Below are 13001 nucleotides of genomic sequence, written 5' to 3' on the forward strand. Positions count from 1 at the left end.
GCCAGGTGTCACGTCTGGCTATTAGTACTAGATGCTCAGGGGGAACATGCTCGACTACTTTCGCGATCCGGCTTGGCAGTTTGTTGGCGCAATCCTAGCTTTAATAGCGATTGTTGCAACCGTCCTCGTCCATTTGATCCAGCGTCAAAGAAAGCGCTTGGCGTATGAAGTGGTGTCGCGCAATGAGCTGCTGACTGTGAAGGAAGAGCTTGAGAATAAGCTGCAGATTCTATTTGACGGTCAGCCAGCGAGAGACATATGCCTGATTGTCGTTAGGATTTCTAATATTGGAAATGTCGCCATCTCATCTTCCGACTACGAGAGGAACATCGTAATCGGCACTGGAACTACGTCCAAGATTCTCTCTGCCGCAGTGACAGAGATTGAGCCGGAGAACTTGGCGGTTGACATAGTTGCAAATGAATCTTCTGTCCAGATCAACCCAACTCTCCTGAATCCAAAGGATTCCATCAGTCTCAAGATTCTGGTTAGCGATTTCTCTGGCCGGATCGTAGTTGATGCAAGAATTCTCGGCGTCAAGAAGATTGAGAAGGCAGGCGCTCGAACTGGGGTTCAAGCGATCATGATGGTCCTGGCTCTCATCTTGATGCTCGTTGGAATATTCATGCTCGACCACTTTGATCCGAAGCCTGCGGTGAAACCGCCGATGCCCATTGGGGGCAAGATCGGAGGGGGATTGGTGATCTTGGCATACATAGCTCTTGTGTATGGCTCTATCCGAAATGGATTCATGAAGCAGATGGTGAAGAAGTGGGCCAGGATGTCTAGGAACTGAATTTATCGGAAGGGGTGCGGTTCAATTTTGACCACAGCCTCCTTTTGAAGTCTGCTCGGGCTTAATCTTCCTGCGTCCTCCCGCTCTTCACGTCTCGCGCAGTTGTAGGCTGCGCACATTTGCGGATAGATTCCTACCATCACGCGACGAAAGCCCGGCACAAGCCGGGCTTTTTCTTTTCAACCCGATCATCACCGCCCCGTAAGTTCCTCCGCTCGCCGTGAGGCGATTGGGGCCGGTGCCGCGCGCAAGCGCGCCAGGAACGCCATGACTGGCCTGCGCACCAGGCAGTGGTGGTGATCGGACCTTCTACGCCCGTCAATCCTCACCGGACCAATCATCGACCGCAGCCGGACTGTGGTGACGGGCACCTATGCCATACAGGGGATTCACCCATGAGCACGAAGCCAGAGCCGCGCGGCGTCCGGAGCAACAACCCGGGCAACATCGATCGCACCAAGACTGTGTGGCAGGGCGAGGATCGCAGCGCCGCTGCTTTGCGCCGTGAGCCGCGCTTCTGCGTGTTCGAGACGCCGCAGGCTGGTTTCCGCGCGCTGGCCAAGACGCTGCTGACCTACCAGAGCAAGCACGGCCTGCGGACGGTCCGCGACATGATCAACCGCTGGGCTCCCCCGGTGGAGAACAACACCGAGGCGTACATCGCCCAGGTGGCCCGGGAGGTTGGGGTTGGCAGCCGCGAGATTGTCAGCCTCAGCAAGCAGGTTCCCCTGCAGCGCATGGTGACGGCCATTGCCCGGCACGAGAACGGCGGGCTGTTCTGGGATGAGTCGGTGATCGAGGCTGGCGTGCGCCAGGCGCTGGCGTGATGGATGACGTCAGCATGTGGGGCGTTGGGAGTGGGGTAGGTGTCCTCCTCCTGCTGGGCAAGATGGCTTGGGACAAGTTCCTTTCACCAGAGGCCAAGGCCAACGACCGCCTGATCGGTCAGCTTGGCGAACGTATCGCATCCCAAGAGGCGCGGCTGGTGACGCTGGAGACTGGCCTGGATGACGAGCGCAAGGCTCGCCGGGACGCCGAGTCGAAAGTCTACGAACTGAAGATGCGGATCATGCGCATGGAGTTCGAGCTGAAGAAACACAACATCGAGGTGCCGCCGTGATCTACGTCGCGGCTGGCGCGCTCGCAGGCCTAGCTGTGGCAGCGCTGGCGCACTGGCACGGCGACATAGGAATGGACCCATGACAGCCCTTGTGGGCATGGAGGTTTGAGTGAACGTGCTTCGACGCCCGGGCTATGACGCTCTCTGGGGCTGGTTCGGGCTGAGCTATGCATCCTGGCTTCCGCTGCCACGAGTGCTTATGCACGAGATGCCGGACGACTGGCAGGCACGGATGACGGTGCTGCTGGAGGAGTTCGACGCGACGTTCAAGAACGTCCCGCGCTACGAAGTGCAGATCCAGCTCAAGCAGAACGGGCGGTTCGTACCAATGCCCGAGTGGATCAGCTACCGCCACCCGGACCGGGTAATCATCGAGGGCTTCAAATGACCAGGGCGCACATTCTCGCCGGCCTGCTGCTGTTCCTCGCTGGTTGCCTGCTGGGCCGGGAATGGCGGGACCGAAGCGCCGACATCGCCGCTGGCAAGCAGGAAGTGAAGCAGCTCACCAGCCAGGTGCTGGCGGAGCAGGGCGCCCGCGCGCTGGAACAGACCAAGGGCCAGGAGCTGGCCAAGATCGGAGCGAAGCATGAACAAGACCGTGAAGCGGCCGAGGCTGTCCCTGCTGCTGTTGTTGCTGACCTGCGCGCTGGCAACCTCCAGCTGCGCCGGCAGTGGGCAGCATGTGAAACCAACCGTGTGTCCGAGTCCGCAGCCGGCATCGCCGAACGTGATGCGCTCGCCGAACTACGAGCAAAGGATCAGGGCGATCTTGTTCGAGTCGGGCGAGACGCCGACGATCAGGTTCGTGCCTGCCAGGCCACCGTGAAGGCTGACCGGGGCCAGCCCCCAGAGTGAGGGCTGGCGTAATCGCTGGGCACTCGGCCCGAATAGTCGTTGGCATTCATACTCCAGCAATTCAAAGAAGGAGTAAGCGAATGGGCGGCTGGATCAGGTCGGGTTTGGAGTGGATCACTGCCCATGCTTGGGCGGGTGCGCTGTTGGGTAGCTTGGTTGGCTTGCTCGCCGTGCTATTGGGTGCGCTTTACAACGCCCGACTAAATAGAAAGAGAGACAGTCGAATGAGCCTTCAAGAGGTTGATAGCATCCGGGTGGCAATTGGGTCGGAGCTAAGGAGCTTCGCCCTGTCGATGGATGAGCGCTTTACTACCCTGCAGAGGTACATCGGAGAGCCCGATGGAAGGCCGGGTGGAGGAGAGATGGCCATTCGGCTCCGGCTGCCGCCTCCGGTGCTATATGTAGCCTTGGCGGGCCGAATTGGCATGCTGAAGAAAAATGAGGTGTTGGCTGTTGTGCAGGCTTGGAGCTTGGTTGATATGGCTCGCCTGCTACTGGAGGCGAGCATTGAGTCCATTGCGTCGGATAACACGGACAAGAAGCTTCTTCGCCAGCGTGTTGGCTTCGGGCTTGATGCTTGCGTTGAGTGCCACGAAGCTGCAGATCTTCTCATTGGCCCCGTTCCGCCACCTCAAATCGCCACCCTTAAAACTGAGGAGGAAAAGCGGCAATGGTTTCGGGATACCAGTCCAGGTGCGCGTTATGCGCGATGGAGAGTAAGTCGAATCAAAGGTAGTGCTGAGTCTGGAGGCGACGAGGCGTGATTGGCGGCGGCTGGGATGTGGAGGAGTTCTGATGGGAAGGTTGAAGACCATGCAGCCACGCCTCAAACCCGCAGGTCAGCGCCTCGCATGGGTTCCTACCCCGGGAGGTCAGCGCCTCACTGGCAGACGGCTACAGGCGCGCCGCCTGCGCATCTGGACGGCCAATCCAGCCTGTAAGGACTGCAACGTACTGACGCGCTACCCCGATGGTTTCGAGTTGGACCACGACGTGGCGCTGGTCAACGGTGGCGAGGACACGGATGCGAACTGCTGCGTGAGGTGCATCGAGTGCCATGCAGCCAAGACGCTGGGCGACATAGCCAAGGCGGGCCGACCGGTTCCACGGCGGTGATGTTCCACGCGAGGGTAGGGGGAGGGTCAAAGGTGAGAGCGATTCTCGACCGGAAACCACCTGTCCTCGCATGCGCATTTTTTATGCCGATTCAGGAGTAATCAGCAAATGGCGGGTAAGAAGGGGCGAAGCGGAGGGCCGCGCGCGAATTCGGGCGGTGCTCGCCCTGGAGCCGGGCGCCCTCCCAAGGAGCCCGTTTTGAACATGTCGGATCTTCTGCTGACGACTGATCCGCAGAAGTTCCTGCAAGGCGTAATGAACGACCAGGAGACGGATATAAAGCTTCGGGTGGATGCTGCCAAGGCACTTATGCCTTACCAGTACCCGAAGAAGGCCGGGGGCATCAAAGATCAAAAGCAGGCGGCTGCTGAGCGCGTGGTGGGGGCCGGGAAGTTCGGTCCAGGGCAAGCGCCGATGCGGCTGGTGAAGGGCGGTAAGGGATGATGCCCGCGTGGACGACGGCCTGTCCCGACTGGGAGCAACGCCTGATCGACCAGCGCGGCATCATCCCTCCGCCGATCTACCCCAACGAAGCAGAGCAGGCCCTTGAGATATTCAAGGCGCTGCGCATTGTGGACTTGCCCGGCAAGCCGACATTTGGCGAGGTGTCAGAGGAGTGGGTCTTCGACTTCGTGCGCGCCATCTTCGGCGGCTACGACGCGGAGACCGGCAAGCAGCTGATCCGCGAGTACGGCTTGCTGATCAGCAAGAAGAACACCAAGTCCACCATTGCCGCTGGGATCATGCTGACGGCAACCATTCTGTGCTGGCGCGAGGACGAAGAGCACCTCATCCTTGCCCCAACCAAGGAAGTTGCAGACAACAGCTTCAAGCCAGCGGCGGGCATGATCCGCGCCGACGAAGAGCTGCAGGCGATGTTCCATGTGCAGGAGCACCTGCGCACCATCACCCACCGGGTGAGCCGGAATACGCTCAAGGTGGTGGCGGCCGATACGGACACGGTGTCCGGCAAGAAGGCCGGGCGCGTCCTGGTCGATGAGCTATGGCTGTTCGGCAAGAAAGCGAATGCCCAGGCGATGTTCCTGGAGGCACTGGGCGGGCAGGTGTCGCGTGATGAGGGTTGGGTGATTTTCCTGACCACTCAGGCCGACGATGCCCCCGCAGGCGTGTTCAAGGAGAAACTGCAGTATTGGCGCGATGTGCGCGACGGCGTGACGTTGGACCCGGCCACCCTTGGCGTTCTCTATGAGTTCCCACAGGCGATGGTTGAGGCCAAGGACTACCTGAAGCCGCAGAACTACTACATCACCAACCCGAACATTGGCCGGTCGGTCAATGCGGAGTGGATCGAGGGGCAGCTCAAACGCCTGCAGAACTCACGCGACGGCAAGTTGCAGGAGTTCTTGGCCAAGCACCTCAATGTGGAGATTGGTCTGGCGCTGAGGTCCGACCGCTGGGCCGGTGCTGACTACTGGCTGGCGCGCGCGTTGCCGGGGCTTACGCTGGACAGCCTGATGGCCCGTTGCGAGGTCGTAACCGTTGGGATCGACGGCGGCGGCCTGGACGATCTGCTGGGGCTGGCGGTGGTGGGGCGTGAATCGAACTCGCGCAACTGGCTGGTGTGGACGCGGGCCTGGGCGCACCCATCTGTGTTGCAGCGGCGGCAGGATATCGCGCCGCGCTTACGGGACTTCGCTGCTGACGGTGATCTGGGACTGGTGGAGCAGATCGGTGACGACGTGCGAGAGCTGGCCGCGTGTGTTGCAGACCTTGAGGATGCAGGGTTGCTTGCTGGCGTTGGCGCTGACCCGGCTGGCATTGGCGCGGTTCTTGACGCACTGGAGGAAGCTGGCGTCCCGCAGGACAAGATCAAGGCTGTATCGCAGGGCTGGCGGCTCGGTGGCGCAATCAAGACAACCGAGCGCCGGTTGGCTGAGGGCGCGCTGCAGCACAGCGGGCAGCCCCTGATGGCCTGGAGTGTAAGCAACGCGAAGATCGAGCCGCGCGGGAACGCCATCCTGATCACCAAACAGGCCTCTGGCTCGGCAAAGATCGACCCGCTAATGGCGGTGTTCGATGCGGTATCGCTCATGGAGCTGAACCCCGAAGCGGGGAACGGCGTTATTTCACAAGGCTTCGTGGTGATGAACTGATGCTTGGACTATTTGGAAGCAGCCCGCGCCCTGACCCGCGAGACCGGGTAGAGCCGACCATCGGAAACGTGGTGGAAGGCGAGACAGTCTCGTCTTCCAGCGTGCGGATGTTCGAGATTTTCGGCAATCCGACGACTGCATCTGGCGCGGTGGTGACGCCTGACAGCGCGATGCGAGTTTCGGCGGTGTTCTCTTGCGTGAGCTTAATCGCAGGAGCCATCTCGCAGCTGCCGGTCCACGTCTACGAGCGCACGGAGGAGTCGCGCAAGCGGGCCGACCACGACTATTGGTGGCTCCTCAACGAGCAGATGAGTTCGGCTTGGCCGACAGCTGCAGCTTGGGAGTACCTGGTTGCCCAGGTCTTGCTGCGCGGCGACGGAATTGCTTACCTGAAGCGGAATCGCGCAGGGCAGGTGACCGCCATCTTGCCCTGGCCCCGCAACCAGGTGCAGATCCTGGAGCAGGAAAGGGACTCACCCCGCGATGAGCGCCGCCTTCAGTACACCTTCTTCGACAAGGAGGGGTACTTCACCGTCGATCAAGCTGATGTGCTGCACCTGCCCGGGTTCGGATTCAACGGTGTGCACTCCATGTCCGTTATCCAGTGGGGGGCGTGCAATGGAATTGGCATCGCGCTGCAGGGCGACGAGCACGCCGGGAAGTTCTTCAGCGAGGGCGGCAAACCCGAGGTAGCGATCACCACGACCGGCAAGATGACAACGGGACAGCAGGACGAGTTCCGCGATGCGTGGGTGAAGAAGTACGGCGGCAATCAAGGCAATCGAAGAATCCCGCTGATCCTGACGCAGGGGCTGGATGTAAAAGAGCTGACCATGTCCGCCGTGGACCAGCAGCTGCTGGAGTCACGGCAGTGGCAAGTGATCGACGTTGCCCGAGCCTTCGGGGTTCCTCCGCACATGATCGGCGAGACCACCAAGGCCAGTAGCTTTGGTTCGGGTATCGAGCAGATGAGCATTAGCTTCGTAAAGCACACCTTGGGACCGCACCTGAAGCGCTTCCGCGACGAGTTGAACCGCAAGCTGTTCCTGACCTCGCGCTTCTTCGTGGAGCACAACGTTGACGGCCTCATGGCCGGTGACTCCAAGGCGCAGGGTGAGTATTTCGGCAAAGCGCTCGGCGGCCCCGGTACACAGGGTTGGATGACGATCAATGAAGTTCGCCGGATGAAGAACCTGCCGCCCGTCGAGGGCGGGGACCGGCTCTATAACCCCACTGATTACCAGGCAGGGCCTGGCGACACCACCAAGAAGGACGAGAACGATGACGATTCCGAAGCTGCTGCAGCTGGCTAAGAGTAACGCCGCGGCATCGCAGCCGCTGCGTGCCGAAACCAGCGGGGCAGAGGCCACCGTGTATCTGCATGGCGTGATCGGTGGCTACTGGGGCGATATTGACGAAACCGAGTTCGTGAAGGCCCTGACCGCCTTGGACGTGGACACCATCCACCTGCGAATCGACTCGCCAGGCGGTGATGTGTTCGGGGCCCGGGCAATGATGACAGCCATCTCGCAGCACAAGGCCAAGGTCATCGCCCATGTGGACGGTCTGGCGGCATCAGCGGCTACCGGAATCTGCATGGCCTGCGATGAGGTGGAGATCACCCAAGGCGCAGGTTTCATGATCCACAACGCCTGGACCATCGCACTGGGCAATAAAGCCGACATGGCAAAGACGGTCGAGCTTCTCGGCAAGATCGATGCTGGGCTGGCTGCGGACTACACCGCACGCACTGGCAAGGATCAGGAGCAGATCACGCAGTGGATGGACGAGGAGACCTGGTTCACCGCCGATGAGGCCAAGGAGCATGGCTTCGCCGACCGTGTGGTCGAGGTGGTTGGCAAGAAGAAGGCAAAGAATCAATGGGATCTTTCCGCCTACGCCAACACCCCGGCTGCGCTGTTGGCCAAACCGAACAATGCCGCCCCCGATGACGGGGATATCGCGGCGCACCGAAATGCGCTCGAGCGGCGATTGTCGCTGCTGGAGCGAACCCCGGCCTAAGCGACTCCCGCTTGCCGAAACCGATACCGCCGAAAGGCGGTTTTTTATTGCCCAAAGAGGAATCAAGACCTATGGCTTTCAATATTCAGGCCGAGCGGGAGCGCCGCACCCAGCTGGCGAAGGACACCCGCAATCTGCTGGACACCAGCACCGGTGCTGGCAACACCTGGACCGCCGAGAACCAGGCCAAGTACGACGAAAACGTGGCCGAAATCGAGCGTATCGATGCTGCCATTGATCGTCACCAGAAGGTGATGGATCTGACCGCTGACAACGCCATGCACGATGCAGGTGTCCGTGAGCACGGTGGCGGCCGGAGCGACAAGAACGCGTCGAGTGACGTGCGCTTGTTCGACAAGTGGGCGCGCGGTGGCGACAAGGCGCTGAGCGCCGAGGAGTGGAAGCAGGTCAACGCGGCCATGTCCGGCAATCCGGCCGTCAACCCGGAGCAGGGTGGCTATACCGTCCCGACCACCCTGGCCGAGCAGATCCTGGACGCGCTCAAGGCCTACGGCGGCATGCGTCAGGTGGCGGATGTGTTCCGCACTGCTGGCGGCGAGCCGATGCAGTACCCGACCAGCGACGGCACGTCGGAAGAGGGCGAGATCGTTGCGGAGAACAGCTCTGCAACGGACGATGACGCTGATTTCGGCACCAAGGGCCTGCAGGTCTACAAGTACAGCTCCAAGGTCGTGACCGTGCCGTGGGAGCTGCTGCAGGACAGCACCGCCGATATCGCGGGCTTCATTGAGCGTCGCCTGCAGTCGCGCCTGGGCCGCATCACCAACCGTCACTACACGCTGGGCACTGGCAATAGCCAGCCGATGGGCCTGATCACCGCCGCTACCGTTGGCAAGATCGGCGCAGTCTCCGCGCTGCCGGTCATCACCTACGACGACCTGGTGGATCTGGAGCACAGCGTTGATACGGCCTACCGTGCGAACGGTCGCTGGATGTTCCACGACGACATGCTCAAGCTGATCCGCAAGGTGAAGGACGACCAGGGCCGCCCGATCTTCGTCCCGGGCTACGAGCAGGGCAACCCGGGCGGTGCGCCGGATCGTCTGCTGAACCGCGATATCCAGATCAACCAGCACGTTGCCTCCCCGGCCGCAGCAGCAAAGTCCATCGCGTTCGGCGACTTCAGCTACTACAAGATCCGCGACGTGATGGACATCCAGATGTTCCGCTTCAATGACTCCGCCTACGTCAAGAAGGGTCAGGTCGGCTTCCTGGCCTGGATGCGCACTGGCGGCAACCTGATCGACGTTGGCGGTGCGGTGAAGACCTTCCAGCACGGCGCTGCCGCCTAATCCACCAGTGAACGACGGCGGCCAGATTGGCCGCCGTCTGGAGGAAGTCATGTCGAAGAAGACGAACCAAGCGGCTCAGGCCGCCGCCAAGGCAGAGGCAGAGGTCGCGCCAGTAGGTCAGCCTGCGGATGTTGTGGAATCCGATTCCACGCCTCCCGAAGCCAGCGGCGCAGAGAGTGCGGAAGCCGTTGCGCAGGCCGATGAGGTGGAGGCTGATGCCGACGCAGGCGAGGACGACCAAGCGCACGTTGAGCCGGCCGAACCCGCCGAGACGGTTAAGGCCCTGGTGCTGAGCAACAACCACCTGGGCAACGTTGGCGACGTCATCGCTGTTCCAGCGGCCCACGCCGAAGCACTGCGCTTGGGCGGGCTGATCGATACCCATCCCAACGCCTTTCCCAAAGAGGGGTAAGCCATGCTGTACCTGATGACCGCCGCCACTGCAGAGCCGGTGACGGTCGCAGAGGCGAAGGCCCGTCTGCGGTTTGACGGGGATGCCCTGGACGCGGATATCAGCAAGATGATTTCCGCAGCCCGGGAGGTCGTTGAACAGCAAACGGGCTATGCGCTCGCTGACGCTTCCTATGCCTGGAGCCCGGGTGGCGCGGGAGATGTACTGCCGATCCAGCCCGCAACGGTGACGAGCGAGGCTGGTGCGAGGCCCATTCTGTTCACCACGACGCCAGGCCCCGCCCCGGAGGCGTTACGCACCGCAATCCTGCTGCTGGTTGGGGACATGTTGGCTAACACGGAGGCGTCAGTCTCTGTGCAGCTGCACGACAACCCGGCGTTTCAGACGATGATCTTCCCCTATCGACGGGTGCTGCCATGAGAGCAGGCGAACTGAACCGGCGAATCCTTATCGAGCGCCCCGTGGCCGGACAAGATGCAGCCGGACAGCCCGTGCCGGTCTGGGAGTTGGTCGATCACCTGTGGGCCGGCATAGCGGGTGAAACGGGGCTTGGCGCCATCCGGTCCGGACTGCAGGGCGGCGTTCCTGCGTCCATCGCGCGTTACAGCTTCAAGGTGCGCTTTGAGTCGATTAGTCGCCTCGGCATCGACGCTGGAATGCGGATTGTCTACGACGGCCTGATCTTCGACGTAAAGGGCGTTACGCGCGACCTAAAGGACAGGCAGGCGGCCTACATCTTGACCGAGCAGGGTGGGAACAGCGGATGACCATCAAGGCAAACGTTGACTTCAAAGATGCCATAGCAGGGTTGGATAAGCTGAGTGAGGTTCGCGCCAAGCTTGCCCGGTCGATGGCCGTCGCAGGCGGAAAGGTTCTCCGGGATGAGGCCAAGATGCGCGCGCCAGTAGGGACAGATGAGGGAGGCAGCAAGAATCCGGGCGGCCTGCAACGATCCATCTACGTGGCCTACCGTGATAAGGCGTCTACGACTGCAAAGCAGGTCTATGCGGTGAGCTGGAACGCAAAGAAGGCTCCTCACGGGCATCTGGTCGAGTTTGGGCACTGGCAGAGCCATGCCCGCTACAAGGGTAAGGACGGCAACTGGTACACGGGTGCGAAGCTCGCAGCTCCCAAGTGGGTTCCCGCCCATCCATTCCTGCGCCCGGCAATGGACGCCTCCATGGCCCAAGCCCGTGAGGTGATGCTCCAGCGTGGCCGCGAGCGTTTGCCGGAGCTGTTGGCCGGGGGAGGTGATGCCGATGAGCTATGAGGCCACGCTGTCGGGGCTCATTGGGCCGCTGCTCAATGGTGCGTTCTACCCCGACGTACCGCCGGACACGCCCTCCTACCCATGCGGGGTCTACCAGCAGGTAGGCGGCCAGGCGCTCTGGTTCAGTGAGGGGGCAATGCCCGGCCACAAGCACGCCCGCGTGCAGATCATCGTATGGGCGGATACGCGGCTGAAGGCCAACCAGCTGATGCGGCAGATTGAGGGAGCCATCTGCGGTCTACGCAATTCGGAGCCGTTTGGGGCGATGGTCGGCGGCTACGAGGACGCGATCAAAAAGTACAGCGCAAGACAGGACTTCGGGCTTTGGTATCCCGACCCGTGAACTACCCAATACCCGGCACCCGCCGGGCTTTTTATTGACCCAGCGAGGTAATCAAGAATGGCACTCAAGTTTCCCAAGGGCACCCAGTTCGGGTTCGCCAACCTGCTCAGCGCCGCCATTGCCGCGACGACCATCTCCAAGGCCGACCCGGCAGCGGCAACCGTGACTACGGATGCCGTCGATGAGGGCGATGTGGTACTGATCGAGGTTCCAGGATGGCCCATCATCAACAACCGCGTTGCGCAGGCCGGTGAGGTCACTGCCGGCGCGAGCGATTCGGTAATCCTCCGCGGTATCGACACCAGCTCGGCTGTCCTTTTCCCGGGTGCCAGTGGGGCAGCCAAGCTGTTCAAGGCGGGCGACTTCGTGGACTTCACCCAGCAGGGTGAGCCTTCTATGTCCGGGGGCGAACAGCAGTTCTGGACCGGCCAGATGCTGGAAGACCCGACCGGCCAGCAGATCAGCGTGCCGACCTACAAGAACGCCCGCGTGCTCACCATTCCGCTGTACTACGATCCCAAGCTGCCCTGGTACAAGGCTGCCAAGGAAGTGGACGCCATCGGAAAGCCCGTGGTTCTGCGCGCCAAATTGCCCGGAGGCGACGTTCAGTACCGCTATGGCTACCTGTCGTTCAACGGTGACCCCGCCATTGCCAGCAATACGCCGAATTCCAACACTGCGACCTTCACGCAGCTGTCGGAATCCACCCTGGTGGAGGCCGCTGAGTAATGTTCAAGGTCAAAGCCCCGGAGAAGATCGACACCACGCTCACCATCGCAGGCCAGGGCCGTGAGCAGAAGCTGAAGCTCATCTACCGTCACATGCTGAAGGACGAGTACAAGGCGCTCGTTGAAAAGCTGGCGGCTGGCGAGATCACGCCGACGCAGGCAATTCTCGATATGGTCAGCTCGTGGGAGGCCGACGTGGAGCTGGATACCGCTGGCGTGGATCTGGCCCTGCAGCATCAGATCGGCTTGGACACGGCGATCATCCATGGTTACGCCCAGGCCGTGCAGGTAGCCCGCAAGGGAAACTGACTGAGGCGGTGGGGGCGATGTACTGGCGCGCCCCCACCGAGGCCGAGCTTGCAGAAGCCGGCCTCAAGGCCAAGCACTTCAAACGACCGGAGGTGGACCTCTGGCCGGAATGCGCCTTGCCTTTCGAAATCTACTGCAGGGTCGCCACCCAGTGGCGCGTTGGCGCCGGCGGCCCAATCGGATTGGACTACAACGTCGTCTACTACGAGATGGACCGTGAGGGGCTGGCAGGGGAGCTGCGCGACGAAGTGATGGCCGGCATCCGCATTGTGGAGGCCGCGGCCTTGACCGAGTTCACTTCGCCCGGGAAGTAGGGGTTTGCTACCATCTGCCCCCTAATGCACGGGGCCTGAGACGTGGCACTGATCAAATGCACGGAATGCGGGAAGGAAGTTAGCGATAAGGCAGCCGCTTGCCCGGGGTGTGGTGCACCTTTGCCGGTGAAGTCTTTGGTTCCGAATGAGCCAGGGAACACGTCGGGAGCCTCCAGCCTAGCCCTGCTTGCAATGGTTATTGCAGGGCTCGGCTTAGCCGCATGGGCTGTGAAGTTCTGGATTGAGGCTCGTTCGGGTACTTGATTCGGCGCAACGTCTACCGAACCAA

The 13001-nt window shown here is 61.5% G+C and carries 21 protein-coding genes; all 21 read left to right on the forward strand.

The genetic code is table 11. The annotated features are described in order from the left end of the window. The first annotated feature begins 46 nt into the window (after window positions 1-46). Window positions 47-796 carry a hypothetical protein gene (locus tag RT131_RS06770; RefSeq protein WP_313171431.1) on the forward strand — a complete coding sequence of 250 codons (750 nt, stop codon included), beginning with the start codon at window positions 47-49 and terminating at the stop codon, window positions 794-796. Between the two features lie 395 nt (window positions 797-1191). Then, a complete protein-coding gene (locus tag RT131_RS06775; RefSeq protein ID WP_313171433.1) occupies window positions 1192-1623 on the forward strand; it encodes a structural protein P5 in 432 nt (143 codons plus the stop codon). Further along, window positions 1623-1916: a hypothetical protein gene (locus tag RT131_RS06780; protein ID WP_313171435.1), complete on the forward strand. Its 294-nt coding sequence runs from the start codon at window positions 1623-1625 to the stop codon at window positions 1914-1916. The genes RT131_RS06775 and RT131_RS06780 overlap by 1 nt, the downstream gene beginning before the upstream one ends. A gap of 199 nt (window positions 1917-2115) precedes the next feature. Then, window positions 2116-2304, forward strand: a complete 189-nt coding sequence (locus RT131_RS06785) for a hypothetical protein (protein WP_313171437.1) — start codon at window positions 2116-2118, stop codon at window positions 2302-2304. Beyond that, on the forward strand, window positions 2301-2771 hold the full coding sequence (locus RT131_RS06790; protein ID WP_313171439.1) for a lysis system i-spanin subunit Rz: 471 nt from the start codon (window positions 2301-2303) through the stop codon (window positions 2769-2771). The genes RT131_RS06785 and RT131_RS06790 overlap by 4 nt, the downstream gene beginning before the upstream one ends. An 80-nt stretch (window positions 2772-2851) precedes the next feature. Next, complete coding sequence (locus tag RT131_RS06795; RefSeq protein WP_313171441.1) at window positions 2852-3535, forward strand: hypothetical protein; 684 nt, start codon at window positions 2852-2854, stop codon at window positions 3533-3535. Window positions 3536-3566: 31 nt separating this feature from the next. After that, the gene (locus RT131_RS06800) at window positions 3567-3887 is read left to right on the forward strand and encodes a hypothetical protein (RefSeq protein WP_313171443.1); all 321 of its coding nucleotides are present in this window, start codon (window positions 3567-3569) and stop codon (window positions 3885-3887) included. 204 nt (window positions 3888-4091) lie between these two features. Next, on the forward strand, window positions 4092-4331 hold the full coding sequence (locus RT131_RS06805) for a hypothetical protein (RefSeq protein WP_313171445.1): 240 nt from the start codon (window positions 4092-4094) through the stop codon (window positions 4329-4331). Continuing rightward, window positions 4331-6001 (forward strand): terminase large subunit, encoded by a 1671-nt coding sequence (locus tag RT131_RS06810; RefSeq protein WP_313171447.1) that lies wholly within the window; start codon window positions 4331-4333, stop codon window positions 5999-6001. The genes RT131_RS06805 and RT131_RS06810 overlap by 1 nt, the downstream gene beginning before the upstream one ends. 107 nt (window positions 6002-6108) lie before the next feature. Continuing rightward, window positions 6109-7314, forward strand: a complete 1206-nt coding sequence (locus RT131_RS06815) for a phage portal protein (RefSeq protein ID WP_313171449.1) — start codon at window positions 6109-6111, stop codon at window positions 7312-7314. Then, entirely contained in the window at window positions 7283-8023 is a 741-nt protein-coding gene (locus tag RT131_RS06820; protein WP_313171450.1) for a head maturation protease, ClpP-related, read from the forward strand. Before RT131_RS06815 ends, RT131_RS06820 begins: the two co-directional genes overlap by 32 nt. Before the next feature lie 71 nt (window positions 8024-8094). Next, window positions 8095-9336: a phage major capsid protein gene (locus RT131_RS06825; protein WP_313171452.1), complete on the forward strand. Its 1242-nt coding sequence runs from the start codon at window positions 8095-8097 to the stop codon at window positions 9334-9336. Between the two features lie 49 nt (window positions 9337-9385). Further along, entirely contained in the window at window positions 9386-9748 is a 363-nt protein-coding gene (locus RT131_RS06830) for a hypothetical protein (RefSeq protein WP_313171454.1), read from the forward strand. Window positions 9749-9751: 3 nt separating this feature from the next. After that, window positions 9752-10168, forward strand: a complete 417-nt coding sequence (locus RT131_RS06835) for a head-tail connector protein (RefSeq protein ID WP_313171456.1) — start codon at window positions 9752-9754, stop codon at window positions 10166-10168. Next, window positions 10165-10515, forward strand: coding sequence for a phage head closure protein (locus RT131_RS06840; RefSeq protein ID WP_313171458.1), 351 nt, complete (start codon window positions 10165-10167; stop codon window positions 10513-10515). Before RT131_RS06835 ends, RT131_RS06840 begins: the two co-directional genes overlap by 4 nt. Then, the gene (locus RT131_RS06845; RefSeq protein ID WP_313171460.1) at window positions 10512-11018 is read left to right on the forward strand and encodes an HK97-gp10 family putative phage morphogenesis protein; all 507 of its coding nucleotides are present in this window, start codon (window positions 10512-10514) and stop codon (window positions 11016-11018) included. Before RT131_RS06840 ends, RT131_RS06845 begins: the two co-directional genes overlap by 4 nt. Continuing rightward, on the forward strand, window positions 11008-11361 hold the full coding sequence (locus RT131_RS06850; RefSeq protein ID WP_313171462.1) for a DUF3168 domain-containing protein: 354 nt from the start codon (window positions 11008-11010) through the stop codon (window positions 11359-11361). Before RT131_RS06845 ends, RT131_RS06850 begins: the two co-directional genes overlap by 11 nt. Before the next feature lie 57 nt (window positions 11362-11418). Next, window positions 11419-12090, forward strand: a complete 672-nt coding sequence (locus RT131_RS06855) for a phage tail tube protein (protein ID WP_313171464.1) — start codon at window positions 11419-11421, stop codon at window positions 12088-12090. After that, complete coding sequence (locus RT131_RS06860; RefSeq protein WP_313171466.1) at window positions 12090-12398, forward strand: phage tail assembly chaperone; 309 nt, start codon at window positions 12090-12092, stop codon at window positions 12396-12398. Before RT131_RS06855 ends, RT131_RS06860 begins: the two co-directional genes overlap by 1 nt. A 17-nt stretch (window positions 12399-12415) precedes the next feature. After that, window positions 12416-12712, forward strand: a complete 297-nt coding sequence (locus RT131_RS06865; protein ID WP_313171468.1) for a DUF1799 domain-containing protein — start codon at window positions 12416-12418, stop codon at window positions 12710-12712. 42 nt (window positions 12713-12754) lie between these two features. Then, window positions 12755-12976 (forward strand): zinc ribbon domain-containing protein, encoded by a 222-nt coding sequence (locus tag RT131_RS06870; RefSeq protein ID WP_313171470.1) that lies wholly within the window; start codon window positions 12755-12757, stop codon window positions 12974-12976. The last annotated feature ends 25 nt before the right edge of the window (window positions 12977-13001 follow it).

Source organism: Stenotrophomonas sp. (assembly GCF_032066555.1).
GTDB lineage: Bacteria > Pseudomonadota > Gammaproteobacteria > Xanthomonadales > Xanthomonadaceae > Stenotrophomonas.